The sequence below is a fragment of the Chryseobacterium ureilyticum genome (genome assembly GCF_900156735.1).
GTDB lineage: Bacteria > Bacteroidota > Bacteroidia > Flavobacteriales > Weeksellaceae > Chryseobacterium > Chryseobacterium ureilyticum.
This window is the reverse complement of the sequence record NZ_FTOL01000014.1, coordinates 27,477-47,929: the sequence shown is the minus strand read 5'-3', so window position 1 is coordinate 47,929 and position 20,453 is coordinate 27,477. Positions and strand designations below refer to the sequence as shown.

Genomic DNA, 20,453 nt, shown 5'->3' with positions numbered 1-20,453 from the left:
AGATTAATTTTAACTCTTTCTGTTTAAAACCTTATAGATAACAAATGGGCAAATTATCATTAATACTATACAAGAATAGCTTACCATTACATTTCTTCCATTATCTCCAAAAAAATAAATAACAGGTGCTAATACAATTACCGGAGAGAAGATGAGAAATTTATGCAGGTAAAACTGATTTTCAATTTTGAAATTCTCTGCTATTGTTTTTTCATTCTTTAATAAATGAGGACAATTAAGCTTAATATAAGAATAAATCAATTCCAGATCTGTTGAGGTAAGTTCCTTGGGACGAATCAATACCTGATCGATGGCAATGATGAGGTGACGTTTATGAAACTGTACAGCTTTGATCTGCTGAAAAGAATACCTTTTAAGATAATTTCGGGGATTGAGTGCATAATCTTTATACTCTGAATTTTCTTGAGTAGTAAGACACCGAAGTTGTTTATGGTCAAGATAAAAAACCTCAAAATCTTTAGCATTTTTATATTCGAGATAGTAGGGTTTTATAAAGAATATAAATGGGAAAAACAGAAGTGTAATAAACAATCCAAAAATATCAATTCCCAATTCCTTGCGGAAATAACCTGCCAAGATGAGAAAAAGTCCGCCGATGAAAAAAAGCAATACTTTATTGATTTTATTCCATGAAACAGAAAAACTAATAACAATGAATGCTGCACAAACCCAACTTTGCCAGTTCAAAAAAACACCTAAAATCCCCAGTAAAGAAAACAGGGAAAAGAAGACCAATGCCATTGCATCATTCTTTTTGCCAAAGTTTTTTTTAGTGATATTGATAAAATCAGGAATTCTTGACGTCATCCGTTTATAGTTATTAATTTTTGTAAAGCTTGCGATTCAGAAGATGGAGGAGTTCATCTTTTTTGATATTCAGAACATCCGTATCGATCCATAATACCTCAGGCTTAGATGAAAAAATACTTCCTATGATCTGAAAAAACTGATTCATTTCTTTATTTCTATATTTTTCCGGATCTATAGGATTAATGAGAATATTATTATTCCTGTAAAAACCTGTCTGAAAGCTGGTAATTTCTCCCCATCTTAAATATATAGGCTGTGGAGAAGTATTATTTGTGATCCCGTGATCATTTATTTCCAGAGCAGGCATTCCTTTTTTAGCTTTTGTTAATTGTTGGTATTTGGTATAAATGACATGCGCTATTACAGCAATCCAGAAAACGGAGATCAATTGTACAATTAAACTCAAATGAAATAATACATACACTGAAGCAACCAATCCCAGAATACTAAGATATAATGAGAAAAGAATATTATTTTTTTTGAATTTAATTTCGATCATATTTATTGATAAACGTTTTTCCGATATAAACAGAGATTTAATACCGGCAGTCTCCATAAAATAAGAACACTGCCGGATGTTGATTTTTATTTTAAAAGCTTAATAAGTTCAGTGTTTTTGTTGGCTTTGGCAAGCTGCATAGCCGTTTTCCCGGAAACAATTCCATTATCTGTTTCTATTGAAATGGTAGACTTTTTATCTGCTCCCTGAGATAAAAGGTATTTCGCAAGTTCAGTATAATTCTTTTCCACTGCATAGAGTAAGGCATTGTATCCGTCATAATCAAAATAATCCATAGGAGAATCTTTTCCTTTTAACGGAAGCTTTTTGATAAATTCCAAATCGTTGTTTTTTGCTGCCAATAACAGAAACCTTCCCATGTATTCATTGTCTATTTTCTGAGGTTGGTAGTTCAGGTAAACTTCTTTAGCAATATCAAGGTTTTCGTAAAAAACTGCTTTACTTAAGGCATTTTTAGCATAAAGTCCCTTTTTCAGAAGATAGAGGGTAATTTCTGGACTTCCGTATTCAATAGCGGTATCAACTAATGTTGTATCTGCTGTTAGATTGGCTCCCTTGCTTACCATATATTCCACCATGGGTAAGTTCTTTTTCCAGATGGCTGCTTTTACAGGTAATATCTGTTGAGGAATAACCGCTTTAATAGGATACCCCTCTTGCTCAACCATTTTTTTTACCAGTGGAAAATTATCATCTCGGACAGCGTCATAGAAAGCATCTACCTGTTGCTTAGTTTGCGCGCCTAATATAGATGACAAACATATAATGATGGACATTCCAATCTTCTTCATTCTTACAATGATTTTTAATAGTGTATAAAAAATATTAATTTCTGCTATAGCTTTAAATAAGTTCGTTTTTCCATTCCAATGCTAAAGCTTCTACATAGTCCCCAAAACTGATAATGTTGTGAAATCTATAAAAAGTGTATTCCGGCTGATTTTCCAAAAGATCTACATTATTACAAGCATGATCGTGAGCAAAAAGAAAAACTTCCTTTGTTTTTGGATCATAGACGGTAGAATTACCATTAGCCTCCATAACGAAACTTATAAAGTCTTTGTAATCTATCTGAGGTTTCCGTTCCTCTTTGCATAGTTCTTCATAATAATCTTCCCAATCATTGATTCCTGTTGTACATTCTGAGCTGACAAACATAAATTCCTGATTATTTGAAAAACTGGGATCTGGTTGATTAAAAGATTCCTGAATTCCGCCAATCTCTTCCAATAGTAGTCTATGCTCTCCAATAAAAGGAAGGGGAGAGGAAATATCATTTTCTATTTTGTTTAGCCACCCGAAATTTTGATTGTCTTTGTTTGTCCAGGAAAAAAGATAATAAGGCTGTTGTTCTATTTTTATACTCAGCACTCTTGCCTGGTTAATCAGAGCTGTAAGAATCGGAAATGTAACTGTAAACTTGTCAGATAATTTAATGTCTGTTTCTGTAACGTCTGATATTGTGGAAGGATGGAATAGCCACGACATATGCCCAGTGAAGGCTTCAAGATCTTTATTCATACTGTAATTTGATGCTCAAAGATACATTTTTTGAAAATTGTTTTAGAGATATTCGTGGGTTCATGGCTGTATTTTAATGTTTTTGTAAACTGTTGGTTATTTCTATTTGATACCCTGATAATTATCATTTTAATTATTTCCTTAATTGGTGATATTTGATGTAATTTTAAAAGAAAAATTATGAAAAGAGTAAACCTGTTAGGATCGTTGCTCCTCATTCTGTTAATTACAGTAACATGTAGCGGAAGAGAAGATCAAAATGAAATTTCATTCAATAAAGAACAGATAAACAATTCCCATCGCATGATTTCCTCCATTCGTACTGATGGTAAATACAAAGTTCAGGTGAAGGAGGGGAGTAGCATTAAAGTTTATGATACCTTGAGGTATGCAGATGGATATATTTATAATAAAGAGGGTATCCTGCATGAAGAAAATTACAGCTCTAAAAAGTTAGCCAAAACCTCAAGATCTTCATATAGATATTTAATTGATCTCGAAGGTTATATTCATAGTGGTGACGGATTTGTAGCATGTCCGAGCACTGCATTTACCAGAGAAAGCCCTGCAGGATATGACAGATGGGTTATTGTAAATTGTGAAGGTTACGAAACTGATGCAGATTGCCCGATCTATTATATTACAGCTGATGGAGATTGGGTACAAGGACCTATTGTGGTAGATCCTTGGGACCCGGGGATTCGTGATTACTTAGAGTGTTGGGCGGATACAGACCCTACTTCGGTGGTAAGTAGGTTTTTTAACTAAATTAAAAAAAGGTATTGAAATTCTTCAATACCTTTTTTATTTTATCTTAAAATTAAAACTTAGAATTTTTTATCGTGATTTGTAATAATATTCAACATTGCTCCACAGAACTGTATCGTCCTTTTCTGTCATTTCCGATGGTGAAGTGAAAACAATTCCAAAAACATTTTGGTATTCAGTTGTTCCAAATAATGTATTCTGTGTAATCATTAATCCTCCATCATTTCTTGGAGCTTTTTTTATATATCTGAAAGTTCTTTTTAGAGTAAACGTTGAAGAGTTTTTATTAAAATCCCCCAAATAATTGGGCTTGTTATCAAAATCAGAGATCAGAACTGAATCATTGACTATTTTAATATGATAGGTTACATCTGCAGAAGTTCCTGAAATTAATTGAATAGAATTATTTTTCAGGTCAAGACGTATATTTTTCCATGTAGGTTCCTGATACAGACTCCAGTGATTTTTAAGATAAGACTCATCAGGTGTTGTTTTCTGTCCTGAAGAACCCTTATACAAAACCGTATTTTTTACCGTGTAATTATTAAATTCAAAATTTTTAATTTCCTGATCAATAGGTCTTGGGTCATCAATCATATTGTCATTATTTCCGCATGAGATCATCGATAACGACATTACAGCAGCATAAAAAGAGTATTTCATTGGTTTTTTTTGCAAAATTAGTTTTTTATGAGGAAAAAGAAAGGCAAAGAAGTGAATTAATACATTTATATTCACGTTCTCTGCCTTTTTAAAGTTATTTACCAAAATACATCTGATCTTGCTTTTGCTGTTCATTATAAATGATCTGGAAACTTACCGGCATATACTGATAAAGAAGCTTCCAATGCGCAATCTTAGCATGTTTTTTAAAGCTTTCAAAAGATCTTACAAAGATGTTTTCGATCATTGTTCTTACATAGGAGTTTCCATTTCTGTAAAGTCCATCCATCAGTTTGATGTGATGGGCTATAATGTTGATCTTTGATTCCTGCAACAATCCTTTCAGATAATTAACAGTTGCCTGCATAATTCCTGCAAAGTTGTCCTGTACAGACAGCTGCATAATTTCATTGCGAAGTCGCGGATAGAAAAATTTTAAGTATTCAACAGCTATTTTTTGATTAATAGTTTGCATTTGTACTTTCATCATAATTAAGAATTTTTCAAACACTTATTATTGCAGCGAAATGTATACCAAAATTTACAGACATGCTGCAAAAATGAATACTCCTACTATCACCGCAATGTGAGTGAGTAATATCTCGGAATTGTGTCTGTTAGTCGTGGTTTTCCATGTTTTCCAATCAGAAATTCTTCTTATTTTGTTTTTCATAATCTATTGAGTGTGAGTTATTTTTGATTTTGTTTAATTTAAACACTTTGTAATGAAACAGGTAAAAAATGTAATAAAACCTTTATATACCATGACTGTAAATTTGTCTTGAATAGCTGTTTTTCAGGTCAGAAGAAATGTGACTAAAGATCATTTTCCTGTAGTCTTTGCTACAAAATGCTGTAAAATTGTCCAAAGAGTAGATAAAAGTATTCTCAATAGCGTTTTTTAATGTCATATCGCCATCTTTGTATATTTTGTCCATTTTTTGTAAACTTCTGAATAGCAGATTGCTGTCATTTTGGCGGATCATATTTTTGATACGTTCCGTGAATGTGCGAATCACGCTGTATGAGTTGGTATTTTTTGTATTATTCAATTCATTTTCAAAATCAGGAACCAGCTCTGTGATTTCCTGTACAGCTTGTAAATAATTCATAGTATCTATTTTTAAATGTGGTTTTGTTCCAGTAGTTTCATCAGGGCACCAAAGATGAAAATGGTTAAAAATGCTATAAAAAGCATATGATAAGGCTTCAGCCATTTTGGAGTTTTTGGACCTCTGCTTTTTAATCTTCTTAATTTATCTATTCGGTTCAATGTTTTCAAATCCATGTTTTTATGTTTTGAGAATGATGATGCCAATGGTGTACCTTTGAAAATAAATTTTATGTAATTGGCTTATAATCAGATTTTTGTTTGTTTTGTTTGAGAGCTTTACAATGAAAAAATCATTTCAAAATGATAAGGTTATTCTCAAATTGGGAGAACCTCATGTTTTTTATATTTATAATTTTATTTCAGTGAGATAAAGAAGACTAAAAAATAAAAAAATAGGCTTCTAAAAAAAGCCTATTTTGAGAATTAAAATCATTTAGAATTTGAAATATTTTATAATTTCAAATCTTTTTCAATAATATTATCCATTATACTTTATTAATTTTAGTTTACAAAAACTATTGTAAAAAGTAATAAAGATTTTTAGTTTTTAAAAATTCAATAAGTTCCTTAGGTCGGTCAGTTTGTATGATATTCACATCATGATCAGAATACCAATTATACAAATTAGGGTTTTCTAAGGTTTTATCATCATTATGCCCGGCACTAAGTGATTTCCACATAGAATTGACCCAAATTTTGACATTCTTTTTTTGAATTTCCTTAAAGTCAATCAGATGAGTTTCATCAGGACCTAAGGGAAATTCAAATCCGTAGACTTTATAATTCTTTAGGTATTCATTAATTTTCTTCTGACCTTCTCCATCTGCTAATCTTATAATGGGCATATAATGAATTTGATTTTTTATTTTGCCATATTTTTTATTAAATTCATCATAGCTTTCTGTTCCTTTGAAAAGAACCTGATCAAACATTTTTCTTTCTTTTAAAAGAGGATACACAATATCAAAATAATGAAAAGCTTTGTCTAGATTAATGAAAACTTTGCCATTCGTAATGTCTAAAACTTCTTCCAAAGTAGGCACTTTCATTTCAGTAGGAGAGCCTAACCCATCTCTCAGATACATGCTTTTTATTTCTGCGATGGTATAATCGGAAGGCTTTCCTTTTCCTGTAGTTGTACGGTCAATTGTTTGATCATGCATTAAAATCAATATATTATCTTTAGTGAGTGCTAAATCTATTTCTACCATATTTACTCCTTTTTCAATTGCTTTTTTTATAGCTGCGATTGAATTTTCCGGAGCTTCGCGCCAATCGGCTCTATGTGCAACTACCATTATTTTATCATTGGGGAATTTATTTAATGATATTTGAGAATAAGCCAGTGTTGATATAAAGAATAGAAAACAAAAAAAGAACCTGAAGGTATTTAATTTTATATTTTTCATAATATTGATTTTAATATCCCGGATTTTGTTTAATGGCAGGATCGGTATTTATTTGATTTTGAGGAATAGGCATGATGAGATTATAAGGTTTTATGACGGCAGTTCCGAACCCTGGTGTATTTTTAAAATGGGTTGTCATTACCTGGATTGCTTTTCCGGTTCTTACAAGATCAAACCATCTATGACCTTCCCCGACCAATTCTTTTCTTCTTTCTAAAGCAATTTCGTCTAATAGCTGAGCTTGATCGTTAATATTAACAGAGGCTAAACCTGCTCTATTTTTAATTTTATTTACATATAGATTACTATTGGTAATATCATTAGCTTTTGCATAACATTCTGCCATAAGAAGATATACGTCAGCAAGACGAAGTACTACAATGTTGCTTTCTCCATCAGTTGGTGCTGTAGACGGTTTTGTTAGCTTTTTTGAATAAGGAACTTTATTATTTGTCAAACCAATATAATCATCTCTTCTCTTGTCTTCTTCAGTGAAAATATTGTAAACTTCTTTTGTGGGCAGATTATGCCCTTTTGCTCCTGGAGAAAATCCTGATGGACTGAACATTTGATAAGCCTGGCTACCTTCCGAGTTTCCATTGATGCCAGATGCAAATTGAACATCAAATATTATTTCAGAATTATTTTTATTACTAACATCAAATATTTTTTTTGTGTCGGTTAATAAACTATATTCCAATCCTTCTACCTGTTGCAGGTAAGGTAGCGCTTCACTGTATTTATTTCTTGATATTAATACTTTACCGAGGATTCCCAATGCAGCTCCTTTTGTTACTCGTCCTTTCTGAGCAGTAGTATTGGGAAGTAGGGGTATGGCATTTTTAAGTTCTGATTCAATGAAATCATAAACACTATCTGCTGAAGTTCTTCCCTGTCCAAAATAATCATTAACATTCATGCTTTCTTTTGTGACCAAAGGAACATCTCCGAAAATACGTACCATATTGAAATACATCAAAGCTCTTAAAAATTTCACTTCACCTGTACGGATATTTTTTGATGATGGATTCATAGCAATATTGCCAATTCTATTTAAAACGATATTTGCCTGTTGAATTCCTATATAATTATCTTTCCATGCACTTGCCAGTAAAGAATTGTTAGGTTGAACAGTAAAAAAATCAAGCTCACCATATGTGAAACTATCATTTGCAGGAACTTCATCATAGGTATTGTCTGAAGGAATTTCGCCAATAGCAGGTATTGCCAGCTGGTACTGTCCTACATATTGAAGAGACGCATATACAGCGTTAACGCCCTGTTCCAGCTGGGCTTCATCTTTATAAAAATTATCCGTTTGTTTAATACTTTCCGGGAATGTATTTAAAAGATCTGAAGAACAAGACTGTAATAAAAGGAGTGAAAATAATGGGATATATAATTTTTTCATTTTTAGATTTTTTAAATTAAAACTTCATATTCATTCCAAAAGAATACACTCTTGCTACTGGGTAATATCCATTATCGTAGCCTTGGGTTAGAATACTTTCTGAGGTTGCGTCAAGATTTTGTCCTTTATAAGAAGTAATAGTGAAAAGATTATTTCCTACAAAGTAGAGTTGAATAGACCTTACTTTTAATGCAGATACTAGGTTTTCCGGCAGGTTATAAGCAAGTCTTACCGATCTTAGCCTCACATAATCTCCATTTTTAAAAAAAATATTGGATGTTCGGGCTTCTTTTCTGTTGTTTGAAAAATTCATATTAGGCATTGCATATGTTCCATTGGGATTGGTTACCGGATTATATCTGTTATCAAAATAATGCTGTGTTGCTACACCAAACCCTTCTCCGGCTTCTGTGCTGTTGACCTGATCTCCGTTGTAAATTTTCTTACCTAATTCGCTATATAATGTAAAGCTTAAATCGAAATTTTTATATCGGAATGAATTGGTAAATCCCATTATATATTTGGGAATTCCTGAACCGAAGCTCTTCTTGTCGTTGGCATCAATTTTTCCGTCTTTATTGATGTCTTCCATAATATAATCTCCAACCAGAGTTCCTTCGATATGAGGCGAATTATTAATCTCCTCCTGACTTTTGTAAACTCCAAGAATATTATATCCGTACATTTCAGCAATAGAACCGCCTACTTTTGTTACAGCAAAATTGTTTGCTCCTGCCACAATTTGAGATTGTCCGTTTGCCAGTGCCAGGACTTTATTAGTATTTGTAGAAAAACTGAGGTTACTTGAATATTCAAAATCTTCTCCCATTTGAACAGGCATCAATGAAAGTTGAATTTCCAGCCCACTATTGCGGATCTTACCAATATTTTGAAGCAAGGTGGAATATCCTGATTGTTGAGGGACAGGAACATCCAATAATAACCCATTTCGGTTTAAAGTATAATAATCAGCAGATACATTTAAAAATTTATTAAATAAGCTAAAATCAATTCCGAAGTTTACCGACTTAGATTTTTCCCAGGAAAGATCAAAACTTGTAGCAGTAGACGATCTATATCCTGGTACTAAAATCCCTCCGAAAACGTAGTTGTCTTTTTCCATCAGAGACAATGAACCAAAATTTGGAATTTGATTATTTCCGTTTGTACCTAGGCTAAATCTGAATTTCAATGGATCTATCCATTTATTTTCTGGGAAAAATCCTTCTTTACTTACTGTCCATCCTAATGATAATGCATAAAAATTCCCCCATTTTGAATTGATCCCAAACCTGGATGATCCGTCTCTTCTATAGGAAGCCATCAAGTTATATTTACTATTGTATGTATAGTTAAATCTTGTGAAATAAGAGATCAATGTCCATTTATATTGATTCAGATCTATTTTAAATGATGTTCCACCGGAGATATTTTCTAAGCTGTTATCGGGAAATCCGGTAGCTAAAGTTGTAGTCTGATTTGAAGTTTCTTCCTGATAGGATTGTCCTAAAATAATATTAAAAGAGTGATCGTTAATCTTTTTATCATACGTCAGTAAATTTTCAATCAGGTAATTTTTGGTAATATATTCAGTTCTGTTTGCTGATGCTACATCTTTATCAGCCGGAGTCCTATAGCTACCAACAGTTGAAGGCTTAAAAAAATTGTACTCATAGTTTGTATAATCTCCTCCTGCTGAAAACTTATATTTAAAATCTTTTAAAAAATTCCATTCTCCGAAGATATTTCCAAATGTCTTAAATAAAGTATATTTTCTTTTTGTCATTTCGGCAATAGCAACAGGATTTTCAACCATAGCTCCGTCTGTAGGTCCGTTTGTTTTAATCTGTTGAGAGATAATCAGATTTCCGTTAGCATCTCTGGGGGCAAAAAATGGATACATTATGGTTGCCATCTGAAGCAAGTTGTAGCTTCTTCCACCATTTACCATATCAAAAAGGCTCCCTTTTGAAAATGAAGGTGTCATAGACACTCCAAATTTTAACTGATCTGTGATATTGGTGGCAAGATTGATATTTCCTGAATATTTTTCGTAGTCTGTCCCTATCAAAATTCCCTTCTGATTTAAATAACTTCCGGTGAATGAATATTTTGTTTTATCACTTCCACCTAAAATATTCAGCGAAGTATTGCTCATAGGAGCAGGTCTTAATACTGTTGAATACCAGTTGTTATCAATCAACCCTGGTGTTTTGTTCAAATAAGGAGTTAAATAATTGGGAATGAGTTCCCTTAAAGTAGCACCTTTGGAAATTCTTGTCGTTGTATCATCCGAAATGCTTCTATTGCTGCCTTTTGAAAGATAATTGTTATCGCGGGTTTCTTTCATGAAAGTAGCCATATCATAGGCATTGACGAATTTTTCATTATCACTTCTCGTCTGAATAGCATAATAGGAGTCTAAGGATATTTCCAATTTTCCTTTTCTCCCTTCTTTGGTCTGGATCAGAATAACTCCATTTGCTCCTCTGGAACCATAAATAGCCGTTGAAGCGGCATCTTTAAGAACATCAATAGAAGCAATAGAATTAGGATCTATTGAGTTTAGATTAGTTCCTTCTGTTAATGGAAATCCATCAACAACAATTAAAGGATTAGCTCCTGCTGTTAATGTTCCGATACCACGAATTCGAATATTGGGTGAAGAACCGGGACCTGCATTGGCAGAAGTAGTCTGAATTCCGGTAGCCTTTCCTGCAATCATCTCTCCGAAGTTACTTGCCGCTACGCTTTTCAGATCTTTTTCTCCCAGAGAAGCAATGGAACCTGATACATCCTTTTTATTTTGCTTTCCATAACCTACCAATACTACTTCATCAATCTTTTTTTCATTATTGGCAACGGTATCACTTTTACTATTTATATTATTTGTTTTACGAATTGCTGTCTTTGCAATTTTGTTGGATGTTCTCCTTACCGATACCGTATTATTTTGGACTGTAAATTCAATCGGATACTTCTTCTGAAGATAGTTCAGTGTTGACTTCAGGGATGTATAGTCAATATTTTTATCATCCACTAAAATACCCTCAAGGTCGGATTCTGAATAAAAAAAATGTGTTTTTGTTGTTCTGCCAAGCTTTTCAAATACTTTCGTGATAGGTGGATCTGAGACATAAGCTTGATGCATATTGAGAGATATTTCTAAAGCATATAGAGGCTGAGAAACGTACAAACTCCCAAGCATAGCAATACTGATTGCTGTTTTTTTCATAAATTTGCAATATTAATTTTATAAACTGTCTAAAGGTTTTGAATTGATTAATTGCATCGATAACCCCCATTATCGATGCTTTTTTATTTTAATATAATTTTTTCTGAATCATGTTTTTCGATTTTTAAATTAAATGGGAAACTGATTATGGAAAGAATGTCATTAAGGTTTCCTTTAAGAGAACCAGTCACCAGCCTGTCTTTATATTGATCAGGATAGAATATTTTGACATTATAAGTTTCTTCTAATTTCTTAACAGCTTCCGAATATTCTAAACGATCAAATGTAAAACTCATCTGTTTATCCTGTTTATAGTAATGATAATTAGAGTTAGTACTAGTATTCATCCATATTTCTTTAGGAAGTAGATAAGTGATTTTTCCTAGATGCTCTATTTTTACCTTACCTTCAAATAGTTCTACTTTTTTTTCTTCAGATTTCTGGTCTAAAAAGAAATGAGTTCCCAATACCACCACGTGAAAATTTCCAGCATTGATCCTGAAAGGTTTAGTTTGATCCTTAGTAATATTAAAATCTGCTTGTCCTGTAAAATTGATTTCTCGGTTTTTCTCTCCGAAGTGCTTATCTAGTATAAGTTTACTATATGGCATTAATTTGATTACACTTCCATCAGATAATTGAATCTTTTTTGATGTTTGAAGGCTTTCATAAACATACTTATTCTCTTGTGAAATAATGTTATTTTGAAAACTATTATACATTATTAAAAGAATAAAAAAAGGAATAACAGTAGCTGCGACCCAATAAAATTTTCTTGCATTTTTTTTCTTTCTTATCCTTTTATTGATATTCTCCCAAATTCTCTGATCAGTAATTTTATCTATTTTATTTTTCTGTTTAGAAACAGTTTTCCAAGTTTCTTCAAATTCTTTTTCCAAACTCATAGTATTTCATGATTTTATTTAAACCACTTTATAGTAAATACACAGAAAAGAGAAATCGTTCACCCAAAAATATAAGACTTAATAATTTGTTAATGTTAAATGATGATAAGTAAGAGATGTAAATTGTCTTTCAGAAAGCTTAAAATTTTATTTACTTGCTTACTGACAGCTGTTTTTGAAAGATTATTTTCTTTAGCCAATTGAGAATAACTTATGTTTTCAATTTTATGCTGAATGAATAGATCTCTTGTTTTTTGAGGAAACTCATTTAAAAGACGTTCAACTTTGGAAATTTGCTCTTTATACAGATCTTCATCAAAAACCTCTTCCTCCTCAATAAGAATTTCTTCCTCTGAAAATGTAAATAACAGTTTATTTCTACGATAAAATTTTGAGACCTCTTGTTTACAAGTTTTAAAGATAATTGATTCGGGAGGAGTTTGGTCTGTTTTATCCATATGCCTCCAGACGTGTATAAAAATATCCTGGACAATATCTTCTGTATCCTCTTCTTTCTGAATATATTTTTTAACAAAGAAGTAAACTTTGTATTTATATTCAGAATATATTTTCTCAAACAGATTCATCAGATAAAGTTCAACTTTTAAAAAGTAAAGGTTAGATTAAAATTTAAAAAGACAAAATAATACAGATTAATAAAAGATTAATTTTAACAATTTATTTGAAAGTAATAAGGGCTTGAATTTAAATATTGAAATTGTGTATTTTTTGAATTACATTTTTGATTTGCTTTTTGTCTGAATGGTATAACATACAAGGAATTTAAGAATACTTCTAAATTTTCTTTTCTACCTTATTGGGTCATGATAAGGAGCTATAAATAACTGTGGAAATAACAAGTAATAAAATTAGAATCAGTCGAGTCTAAGTAGGATTCTTTGAATCCTAAATCAATTAACTACAATTAAATAATTAGCTTCTTCTGTTGGGTTTTAAAACCATAGTGTAATTCAGAACGAAATCAAAACTCTTTTACAGTTTCATGTGAAAGATAGAATGAATATCTTTGCAGTCCAAATATTCAGAAGATGTTTTCAAAAATAATAGTACACAGAGTCGGAAATAAGATCAACGGAGATTCCTTAACGCTTTCTCAGGAAGAACTGAAGCTTGAGGAAGGAATGGCAGAGATGCTTGAGGATTACTTTTTAGGGTCGTTCAAATCGGAAGAAACTTTTCATTTTTACAGTGATACGTATCTGGTGAACAATCCGGTTTACAGTGCTGTATCTGAAATTTTTGATGATAAGTCCAAGTTTATTTGGGAATCTGAAAATATTGCAAAACACCTTTTCGAAGCAGCAGAAAACCCTAGAGTTCAGAGCGGGGAATTATTCATTGTTCTTTTTGAAGATGAAAGTGACCGTCCGGATAAAGTAGATAAGATCGGGATTTTTAAAACGGAGAAGAGAGAATCATTCCTGAAAATTAATCCGTCAGAAGAAACATTTGATATTGAAAAAGATCAGGGAATTGGTTTATCTAAAATTGATAAAGCAGCTTTGATCTACAACAATAATAAAGATACTGGGTATGTACTTTCCGTAGTTGATAACAACAAGAATGGAGACATGTACTACTGGTTTGAAGATTTCTTAAAAGTAAAACAGCGTGATGATGAGTATTTCCACACTCAGGAAGCATTGATGGTTTACAAAGATTATATTACGAAACAACTTCCACAGGAGTTTGAGGTATCAAAAGCTGATCAGGCTGATTTCCTTAATAAATCGATTAATTTCTTTAAAGAAAAAGAAGAATTTAAATTGGACGAATTTGCCAATGAAGTATTGGGTGATGAGCATGTGATCGAAAGTTTTGTGAACTTTAAAACTGATTATGAGCAGGATATGCAGGTGAATATTGCAGAAGAATTCCCAATCAATGAAGCAGCGGTGAAAAAGACACAAAGACATTTTAAAAGTATCATTAAACTAGATAAAAACTTCCATATCTACATTCACGGAGACAGACAAAAACTGGAAATGGGTGAAGATGATAAAGGAAAATATTACAGACTTTACTTTGACAAAGAAGTATAATTGAGAAGAACTTTAAAGATGTTGACGGTCAGTTATTGATTAAAAGTAACTTCCAGCCTCTCTCTTTAATCTTCCAACCGTTAATAAATAATATTATCATAACTTTATTGCTGATTACAAAACAGCAGTTATGAAATTTATGATCATTTTCTGGGGAGCTTTCCTCCTGTTTTTTTGCGTACCGTTTCCGATTTTCATTTATATGATGGGTGGGGAACTCGCAACAGAACCGAGAAATTCATTAGCTGTGAGCTATGGGTTTCTCGGTTTTTCTTTGTTGATATGGGGATATATTTTTGTGTTCTTTATTAATAATCTTTTCATTAAAACCTTTAAACAGAAAAATACTATTCATTCCATTTTGAGAAACGGAATACCCAGAGAAGCGAAAGTTATCCGTTACCAGCTCATTAAATACTTTCCAAAAACGAATATGAATGCTATTCAGATTGTTCTTTCGTTTCCCAATCTCAGAAATACCATGATTGAGCATGAGATGATGTTTCATGATTCCAAGCCACAAGAAAAAAGATTTGATGTAGGAAAACAAGTAAAAGTACTACTAAATCCTACTGTTTATCAGGAACCTTATTTTATTTTAAGTGATCAGAAAGTAGGGTTCAATACATCAGGAATGATACTAAGAATCACATTTATAATACTGTTAATTGCTTACATTATCGGATTGTACTCTTATTTTTATATGCTGGAATCCTTTGACTATGGCTGGAGGTTTCTCACTTTTATGCATCCGATTATTTTCAGTGGAGTGATGACACTTATTTATGTACTGGTCTTTCAATTGATTGTTGGGAGGTTCTTTAAGAATAAAAAAGAAGAACGAATTCTGTTTGGAGGAAGAAATGCCGAAGCGAATATTATCAGTGTAAGTCAAACCGGTCTTACGGTGAATGATCAGCCGGAACTGATGTTTCAGGTGAGCTTCAAAGATTATAAAGGTATCGAACACATTGCTGTTTATAAAAAGATTGTGAGTCTTCTGAACCTTTCTTCAGTACCAAAAACCGGAAATATAGAGATCATGTATGACGAAGATGATCCGAAGAAAATGATGATTCCGAAGATTTTTTAAGAGGAAAAGCTATAAAAGTAAAAGGGCAGATTTACTTATTTGCAAATCCGCCCTTACACACATTATCAATCTTGCTTGTCCAGCTTTCACAGCTTTCTTAGCCTTTTTTCTCTTTCGTCTTTATTATTTTTTCTGGAAAAACAAAGCTCTGTTGTATTCAAAATTCATTCTGGCAATATTCAGAACAGAGATTCCCTGTGGACATTCTACCTCACAAGCTTCCGTATTGGAACAGTGCCCGAAAAGCTCGGCATCCATTTGGGAGACCATATCCAGTACACGTTTGCTTCTTTCTTCTTTACCTTGTGGAAGTAATGCCATGTGAGTGATTTTTGCTGAAGTGAATAATGCTGCACTTCCGTTTTTACAAGTTGCCACGCAAGCCCCACAGCCTATACAAGCCGCAGAATCAAAAGCTTCCTCTGCAACCTGATGGGTAACCGGAATGGCTGTCGCATCAGGAGCCTGACCCGTATTCACAGATACAAAACCTCCGGAAGAAATAATTCTGTCAAAAGCGGAACGGTCTACCTTTAAATCTTTTTTTACCGGAAAAGCATCTGCACGGAAAGGTTCTATTAAAATCGTTTCCCCATCTTTAAAAGATCTCAGGTGAAGCTGACAGGTTGTTGTATTTTTTAGAGGACCATGAGCGATCCCGTTGATCATCATTCCGCACTGTCCGCAGATTCCTTCACGGCAATCGTGATCGAATTCTACAGGTTCATCTCCTTCTGTGATCAGTTTTTCGTTTAACGTATCCAACATTTCCAGAAAAGACATGTGGGGATTCAATCCTTTAAGGTCGTAACCTACCAGTTTTCCCTTACTTTTTTTGTCTTTCTGTCTCCATATCTTAAGGTGTAAATCCATAATTTTTGTTTTTTATTTGTAACTTCTTACCGTTGGCTGTATTTCTTCAAAAATCAAAGGTTCTTTGATCAGTTCAGGTTCGCCGTTTTCACCTGTCCATGCCCATGCGGAGATAAACTGATATTCTGCATCGTTTCTCATTGCTTCACCGTCCGGGGTCTGATATTCTTCACGGAAATGAGCCCCGCAGGATTCATTTCTAGTTAAAGCATCGTAGCACATCAGTTCTCCGATCTCAAAATAATCGGCAACACGACCTGCTTTTTCCAGCTCAGAATTCATTTGATTTCCCTGTCCGGAAACTCTGACGTCTTTGTAGAATTCCTGTTTTAATTTTCTGATTTCCTGAATGGCATATTTCAAGCCTTCCTCATTTCTGGCAAGTCCACAGTAATCATATAATAGCTTACCTAATGTCTTATGGAAATAATCAACGGTTTTGGTTCCTTTGATATTCATAAAGTCTTGAATCTGGTTTTTAACAGCATTTTCAGCCTGTTCAAACGCTGGGCTATCCGGTGAAATTTTTCCGGTATGAATCTCATTCGCTAAATAATTGGCGATGGTATAAGGAGCAATAAAATACCCATCTACAGAAGCCTGTAAAAGTGAGTTGGCACCCAGCCTATTTGCGCCATGATCTGCAAAATTAGCTTCACCTAAAGCAAATAATCCAGGAACAGTAGTCATCAGTTCATAATCTACCCAAAGCCCCCCCATGGAGAAGTGTGCTGACGGGGAAATCATCATTGGTTCTTTATAGGCATCATATCCGGTGATCTTAAGATACATATCGAATAAGTTTCCATATTTCTCTTTGATCTTACCTTTTCCCTGCTCATTAATGGCTTTAGAGAAATCCAGATAAACAGCATTTTTTAAAGGACCGATTCCAAATCCTGCATCAATTCTTTCTTTTGCTGCACGGGACGAAATATCTCTTGGCGCTAAGTTTCCAAAAGCGGGATATCTCCTTTCCAGGTAATAATCTCTTTCATTTTCCGGAATATCATTGGGAGCTCTGTTTTCATCCTGTTTTGCAGGAACCCAGATTCTTCCGTCATTACGCAGTGATTCAGACATCAATGTTAATTTAGATTGATAATCTCCGGATTGGGGAAGAGAAGTAGGGTGTACCTGAATCCAGCTTGGGGAAGCCATTAAAGCTCCTTTTTTATGGGCTCTCCAAATAGCAGAACCATTACATCCCATAGCTAGGGTAGACAGATAATAAATTTTTCCGTAACCACCTGTTGCCAGGACTACAGCATGTGCTGCATGTCTTTCAATTTCTCCTGTGTCTAAATTCCTTACGATAATTCCTCGCGCTTTGCCGTCGATAACAACAAGGTCAAGCATTTCATGTCTCGAAAACAATTGTACAGAGCCTTTTCCAACCTGTCTCATCAAAGCCTGATAAGCACCAAGAAGTAACTGTTGTCCCGTTTGTCCTCTCGCATAGAACGTTCGGCTTACCTGAACTCCTCCGAAAGATCGATTATTAAGATAACCACCATATTCACGTCCGAAAGGAACTCCTTGCGCTACGGATTGGTCGATAAGATTTAAAGAACATTCAGCCATTCGGTAAACATTGGCTTCACGGGCTCTGAAGTCACCTCCTTTTAACGTATCTACAAACATTCTGTAAACGCTGTCACCGTCGTTTTTATAATTTTTAGCAGAATTCACACCTCCCTGTGCTGCCACAGAGTGTGCTCTTCTCGGGCTGTCCTGGAAGCAGAATGACTTTACATTATAACCCATCTCTCCTAAAGAGGCTGCAATAGAGCTTCCTGCCAGACCTGTTCCTACAACAATAACATCCAGTTTTTTTCGGTTGGCTGGATTGACGAGCTTAGCTTTCTTTTTATAGTTGTCCCATTTGTTTTCCAATGGTCCCTGTGGTATTTTTGAATCTAAAATCATGATAGGTCTGTTTAATGATAAGTGAAGAATACATAAATAGGCATCAGTGCAAAGCCTAAACTGATAATGATGGAATATGCCGTTCCGATGATCTTGAACCATTTCACGAACTTAGGATGATATAATCCCAATGTTCTTACGGCACTGTATAGCCCATGAATCAGGTGATAACATAAAGCAATCATAGAAAGAACATAAATGATCACATACCACCATTCTTTAAAGACATTCACTACCAAAATATATAAATCTTTGTTTCCGTTTTCATCCAAAGGTGGATTTCCGAATTTATAGATATACCAGAAATTTTGAAAATGAATCACCAGAAAGATAAGAACCAATGTTCCGAGGATACCCATATTTCTGGACGCCCATTTGCTGGCTCTTCCACATCTGTCATTCTGATAATCGCCACCGGATTTTTTATTTTTTAAAGTGATGATTAATCCGTCTACGGCATGCAGGATGATACTGGCATACAAAACGTACGAAACTATTTTGATAATGATATTTCCTGATAAAAAGTGCGAGTACGCATTGAATTGCAGGTGTGCCTGCTCCTGTGGAAGGAAAAGCTGAAGATTTCCGAGGAAATGAATCAACAGGAAGAATCCCAGAAAGAGTCCTGTAAGGCACATCAGCATTTTTCTTGACAATGTTGATAACATAGAGTTGATTTAATAATTAATAATATCCTAAAACTTTCATCCAAAGACCTCCTACAGCCATATAGATAATTAAAAGTACAATACCGATTTCAAGACCACGAAGCCACCATACTTTCAGGTCTACATATCCACTACCGAAGAATACCGGAGCCGGACCGTGACCATAATGGGTAAGGACTCCATAAATAGATCCCATAAAACCTAGCATCATTGCCAATAACATAGGAGGAATTCCTAAAGAAACGCCTACACCCAGTAAGGCAGCATACATAGCAGCAACGTGAGCCGTAGCACTCGCGAAAATATAGTGACTGAAGAAGTAAACGACAATGATAACAGGGAAAGCTACCTGCCAGCTCAGACCTCCGATCTGTACCTTAATAAGATCACTGAACCAGCCAATGAAACCGAGTTCATTCAAAGAGCTTGCCATCATTACTAAGACAGCGAACCAAACAATGGTATCCCATGCCCCTTTTTCACCTTTTACGTCTTCCCAGGTTAATACTGAAGTTAATAGCAATAACGTTAATCCGATAAATGCAGTTGTTGTTGCATCAATAGAAAGCGCTCCACCAAAGATCCAAAGTCCTAAGAGAATGAAGAAAGCCAATAGCATCAGCCATTCGTTTTTAGAAATAGGTCCCATTTCTTTCAGTTTCTGAGCTGCCATTTTAGGAGCATCACCTGTTTTTTTCAATTCAGGCGGGTATAATTTGTATAATACCAACGGGACAATAAAGAATGCTACCATTCCCGGTACAAAACCTGCAGCAGCCCAAGACATCCATGTGATGTCAATTCCAAGGTTTGCTGCGAACTTCTGACACATCGGGTTACTCGCAGTTCCCGTAAGGAACATAGAAGACGCGATGAGGTTCATATAATAACTGTTCAGGGTTAAAAATGATCCTAATTTTCTGTGGGTTTCAGGCTTTTCAGGAACGGAATCAAAGCTTATTGCCATAGATTTCATAATTGGGTAAATAATTCCTCCACCTCTTGCCGTATTACTTGGAATAGCCGGTGCAAGACAAACATCTGCAAGACCTAATCCGTAGGCAAGACCTAATGAACTTTTACCGAAAACTCTGATGAATAAAAAGGCAATACGGTTTCCAAGTCCTGTTTTGATAAACCCTCTGGCAATAAAGAATGAAATCCCGATCAGCCAGATCACTTTATCTCCAAATCCGGAAAGTGCTTTGGTAATTGATTTTCCTGCGTCACCAGGTGCTACCACCTGTGTAAGTGCTGTAAATCCGATAGCCATCATACACATCGTTCCCATAGGGGCGGCTTTCAGAATAATTCCTAAAATGGTTGCTGCAAAGATGGCAAACAGATGCCATGCATTTTGGGCAACCCCTTCGGGCGCTGGAATGAACCAGATGATTAACGCAACGACGAATGTGATCGCAACGTTTTTGATATTAATTTCTTTCATGAT

General features: G+C 34.2%; 21 protein-coding genes. 3 read left to right on the top strand and 18 right to left on the bottom strand.

Annotated features, from left to right (window positions below; genetic code table 11):
• Window positions 1–9: 9 nt before the first annotated feature.
• From BW983_RS22760 to BW983_RS22745, 4 genes are all read right to left on the bottom strand, one after another.
• The gene (locus BW983_RS22760) at window positions 10–828 is read right to left on the bottom strand and encodes a hypothetical protein (RefSeq protein ID WP_076554046.1); all 819 of its coding nucleotides are present in this window, start codon (window positions 826–828) and stop codon (window positions 10–12) included.
• Window positions 829–841: 13 nt separating this feature from the next.
• Window positions 842–1,330, bottom strand: a complete 489-nt coding sequence (locus BW983_RS22755; RefSeq protein WP_139329341.1) for an STM3941 family protein — start codon at window positions 1,328–1,330, stop codon at window positions 842–844.
• A gap of 86 nt (window positions 1,331–1,416) precedes the next feature.
• Complete coding sequence (locus BW983_RS22750) at window positions 1,417–2,142, bottom strand: ankyrin repeat domain-containing protein (RefSeq protein ID WP_076554044.1); 726 nt, start codon at window positions 2,140–2,142, stop codon at window positions 1,417–1,419.
• A 52-nt stretch (window positions 2,143–2,194) separates the two neighbouring features.
• A complete protein-coding gene (locus BW983_RS22745) occupies window positions 2,195–2,872 on the bottom strand; it encodes a hypothetical protein (RefSeq protein ID WP_076554043.1) in 678 nt (225 codons plus the stop codon).
• A gap of 180 nt (window positions 2,873–3,052) precedes the next feature.
• On the opposite strand from BW983_RS22745, the gene BW983_RS22740 reads away from it, so the two are divergent.
• Window positions 3,053–3,640 carry a hypothetical protein gene (locus tag BW983_RS22740; protein WP_076554042.1) on the top strand — a complete coding sequence of 196 codons (588 nt, stop codon included), beginning with the start codon at window positions 3,053–3,055 and terminating at the stop codon, window positions 3,638–3,640.
• Between the two features lie 69 nt (window positions 3,641–3,709).
• On the opposite strand, the gene BW983_RS22735 is transcribed toward BW983_RS22740, so the two are convergent.
• The 10 genes from BW983_RS22735 to BW983_RS22700 all read right to left on the bottom strand — a co-directional run bounded on the left by BW983_RS22735 (window position 3,710) and on the right by BW983_RS22700 (window position 12,964).
• Window positions 3,710–4,303, bottom strand: a complete 594-nt coding sequence (locus BW983_RS22735) for a hypothetical protein (protein WP_139329340.1) — start codon at window positions 4,301–4,303, stop codon at window positions 3,710–3,712.
• 94 nt (window positions 4,304–4,397) lie between these two features.
• Window positions 4,398–4,793, bottom strand: a complete 396-nt coding sequence (locus BW983_RS22730) for a DUF7674 family protein (protein WP_076554040.1) — start codon at window positions 4,791–4,793, stop codon at window positions 4,398–4,400.
• A 51-nt stretch (window positions 4,794–4,844) separates the two neighbouring features.
• Window positions 4,845–4,976, bottom strand: a complete 132-nt coding sequence (locus BW983_RS24520) for a hypothetical protein (RefSeq protein ID WP_262484600.1) — start codon at window positions 4,974–4,976, stop codon at window positions 4,845–4,847.
• 82 nt (window positions 4,977–5,058) lie between these two features.
• Window positions 5,059–5,415, bottom strand: coding sequence for a DUF7674 family protein (locus BW983_RS22725; RefSeq protein ID WP_076554039.1), 357 nt, complete (start codon window positions 5,413–5,415; stop codon window positions 5,059–5,061).
• An 11-nt stretch (window positions 5,416–5,426) separates the two neighbouring features.
• Window positions 5,427–5,591, bottom strand: coding sequence for a hypothetical protein (locus tag BW983_RS24205; RefSeq protein ID WP_167370020.1), 165 nt, complete (start codon window positions 5,589–5,591; stop codon window positions 5,427–5,429).
• 341 nt (window positions 5,592–5,932) lie between these two features.
• Entirely contained in the window at window positions 5,933–6,715 is a 783-nt protein-coding gene (locus BW983_RS22720; protein WP_228409069.1) for a glycerophosphodiester phosphodiesterase family protein, read from the bottom strand.
• Between the two features lie 121 nt (window positions 6,716–6,836).
• Window positions 6,837–8,237: a RagB/SusD family nutrient uptake outer membrane protein gene (locus BW983_RS22715; RefSeq protein WP_076554038.1), complete on the bottom strand. Its 1,401-nt coding sequence runs from the start codon at window positions 8,235–8,237 to the stop codon at window positions 6,837–6,839.
• A gap of 16 nt (window positions 8,238–8,253) precedes the next feature.
• Window positions 8,254–11,472: a SusC/RagA family TonB-linked outer membrane protein gene (locus tag BW983_RS22710; protein ID WP_076554037.1), complete on the bottom strand. Its 3,219-nt coding sequence runs from the start codon at window positions 11,470–11,472 to the stop codon at window positions 8,254–8,256.
• 83 nt (window positions 11,473–11,555) lie between these two features.
• Entirely contained in the window at window positions 11,556–12,377 is an 822-nt protein-coding gene (locus BW983_RS22705) for a FecR family protein (RefSeq protein WP_076554036.1), read from the bottom strand.
• Between the two features lie 95 nt (window positions 12,378–12,472).
• Window positions 12,473–12,964: an RNA polymerase sigma factor gene (locus BW983_RS22700; protein ID WP_076554035.1), complete on the bottom strand. Its 492-nt coding sequence runs from the start codon at window positions 12,962–12,964 to the stop codon at window positions 12,473–12,475.
• Window positions 12,965–13,426: 462 nt separating this feature from the next.
• Between BW983_RS22700 and BW983_RS22695 the strand changes: the two genes are divergently transcribed.
• Together BW983_RS22695 and BW983_RS22690 are read left to right on the top strand one after the other, a co-directional pair.
• Window positions 13,427–14,440, top strand: coding sequence for a nucleoid-associated protein (locus tag BW983_RS22695; protein ID WP_065396140.1), 1,014 nt, complete (start codon window positions 13,427–13,429; stop codon window positions 14,438–14,440).
• 130 nt (window positions 14,441–14,570) lie between these two features.
• Entirely contained in the window at window positions 14,571–15,533 is a 963-nt protein-coding gene (locus BW983_RS22690) for a hypothetical protein (RefSeq protein WP_076554034.1), read from the top strand.
• A gap of 123 nt (window positions 15,534–15,656) precedes the next feature.
• Here BW983_RS22690 and BW983_RS22685 read toward each other — a convergent pair whose 3' ends face one another.
• From BW983_RS22685 to BW983_RS22670, 4 genes are read right to left on the bottom strand one after another with little or no spacing between them, the layout of a single operon-like run.
• Window positions 15,657–16,406: a succinate dehydrogenase/fumarate reductase iron-sulfur subunit gene (locus tag BW983_RS22685; RefSeq protein ID WP_076554033.1), complete on the bottom strand. Its 750-nt coding sequence runs from the start codon at window positions 16,404–16,406 to the stop codon at window positions 15,657–15,659.
• A gap of 12 nt (window positions 16,407–16,418) precedes the next feature.
• The gene (locus BW983_RS22680) at window positions 16,419–18,335 is read right to left on the bottom strand and encodes a fumarate reductase/succinate dehydrogenase flavoprotein subunit (protein WP_076554032.1); all 1,917 of its coding nucleotides are present in this window, start codon (window positions 18,333–18,335) and stop codon (window positions 16,419–16,421) included.
• An 11-nt stretch (window positions 18,336–18,346) separates the two neighbouring features.
• The gene (locus BW983_RS22675; RefSeq protein ID WP_076554031.1) at window positions 18,347–19,003 is read right to left on the bottom strand and encodes a succinate dehydrogenase cytochrome b subunit; all 657 of its coding nucleotides are present in this window, start codon (window positions 19,001–19,003) and stop codon (window positions 18,347–18,349) included.
• Between the two features lie 16 nt (window positions 19,004–19,019).
• Entirely contained in the window at window positions 19,020–20,450 is a 1,431-nt protein-coding gene (locus BW983_RS22670; RefSeq protein WP_076554030.1) for an anion permease, read from the bottom strand.
• Window positions 20,451–20,453: the final 3 nt, after the last annotated feature.

What these genes read in the sequence shown, in the direction of transcription:
- BW983_RS22760 (WP_076554046.1), bottom strand. Translation starts at nt 828, where the DNA reads ATGACGTCAAGAATTCCTGATTTTATCAATATCACTAAAAAAAACTTT.
- BW983_RS22755 (WP_139329341.1), bottom strand. Translation starts at nt 1,330, where the DNA reads ATGATCGAAATTAAATTCAAAAAAAATAATATTCTTTTCTCATTATAT.
- BW983_RS22750 (WP_076554044.1), bottom strand. Translation starts at nt 2,142, where the DNA reads ATGAAGAAGATTGGAATGTCCATCATTATATGTTTGTCATCTATATTA.
- BW983_RS22745 (WP_076554043.1), bottom strand. Translation starts at nt 2,872, where the DNA reads ATGAATAAAGATCTTGAAGCCTTCACTGGGCATATGTCGTGGCTATTC.
- BW983_RS22740 (WP_076554042.1), top strand. Translation starts at nt 3,053, where the DNA reads ATGAAAAGAGTAAACCTGTTAGGATCGTTGCTCCTCATTCTGTTAATT.
- BW983_RS22735 (WP_139329340.1), bottom strand. Translation starts at nt 4,303, where the DNA reads ATGAAATACTCTTTTTATGCTGCTGTAATGTCGTTATCGATGATCTCA.
- BW983_RS22730 (WP_076554040.1), bottom strand. Translation starts at nt 4,793, where the DNA reads ATGATGAAAGTACAAATGCAAACTATTAATCAAAAAATAGCTGTTGAA.
- BW983_RS24520 (WP_262484600.1), bottom strand. Translation starts at nt 4,976, where the DNA reads ATGAAAAACAAAATAAGAAGAATTTCTGATTGGAAAACATGGAAAACC.
- BW983_RS22725 (WP_076554039.1), bottom strand. Translation starts at nt 5,415, where the DNA reads ATGAATTATTTACAAGCTGTACAGGAAATCACAGAGCTGGTTCCTGAT.
- BW983_RS24205 (WP_167370020.1), bottom strand. Translation starts at nt 5,591, where the DNA reads ATGGATTTGAAAACATTGAACCGAATAGATAAATTAAGAAGATTAAAA.
- BW983_RS22720 (WP_228409069.1), bottom strand. Translation starts at nt 6,715, where the DNA reads ATGGTAGTTGCACATAGAGCCGATTGGCGCGAAGCTCCGGAAAATTCA.
- BW983_RS22715 (WP_076554038.1), bottom strand. Translation starts at nt 8,237, where the DNA reads ATGAAAAAATTATATATCCCATTATTTTCACTCCTTTTATTACAGTCT.
- BW983_RS22710 (WP_076554037.1), bottom strand. Translation starts at nt 11,472, where the DNA reads ATGAAAAAAACAGCAATCAGTATTGCTATGCTTGGGAGTTTGTACGTT.
- BW983_RS22705 (WP_076554036.1), bottom strand. Translation starts at nt 12,377, where the DNA reads ATGAGTTTGGAAAAAGAATTTGAAGAAACTTGGAAAACTGTTTCTAAA.
- BW983_RS22700 (WP_076554035.1), bottom strand. Translation starts at nt 12,964, where the DNA reads ATGAATCTGTTTGAGAAAATATATTCTGAATATAAATACAAAGTTTAC.
- BW983_RS22695 (WP_065396140.1), top strand. Translation starts at nt 13,427, where the DNA reads ATGTTTTCAAAAATAATAGTACACAGAGTCGGAAATAAGATCAACGGA.
- BW983_RS22690 (WP_076554034.1), top strand. Translation starts at nt 14,571, where the DNA reads ATGAAATTTATGATCATTTTCTGGGGAGCTTTCCTCCTGTTTTTTTGC.
- BW983_RS22685 (WP_076554033.1), bottom strand. Translation starts at nt 16,406, where the DNA reads ATGGATTTACACCTTAAGATATGGAGACAGAAAGACAAAAAAAGTAAG.
- BW983_RS22680 (WP_076554032.1), bottom strand. Translation starts at nt 18,335, where the DNA reads ATGATTTTAGATTCAAAAATACCACAGGGACCATTGGAAAACAAATGG.
- BW983_RS22675 (WP_076554031.1), bottom strand. Translation starts at nt 19,003, where the DNA reads ATGTTATCAACATTGTCAAGAAAAATGCTGATGTGCCTTACAGGACTC.
- BW983_RS22670 (WP_076554030.1), bottom strand. Translation starts at nt 20,450, where the DNA reads ATGAAAGAAATTAATATCAAAAACGTTGCGATCACATTCGTCGTTGCG.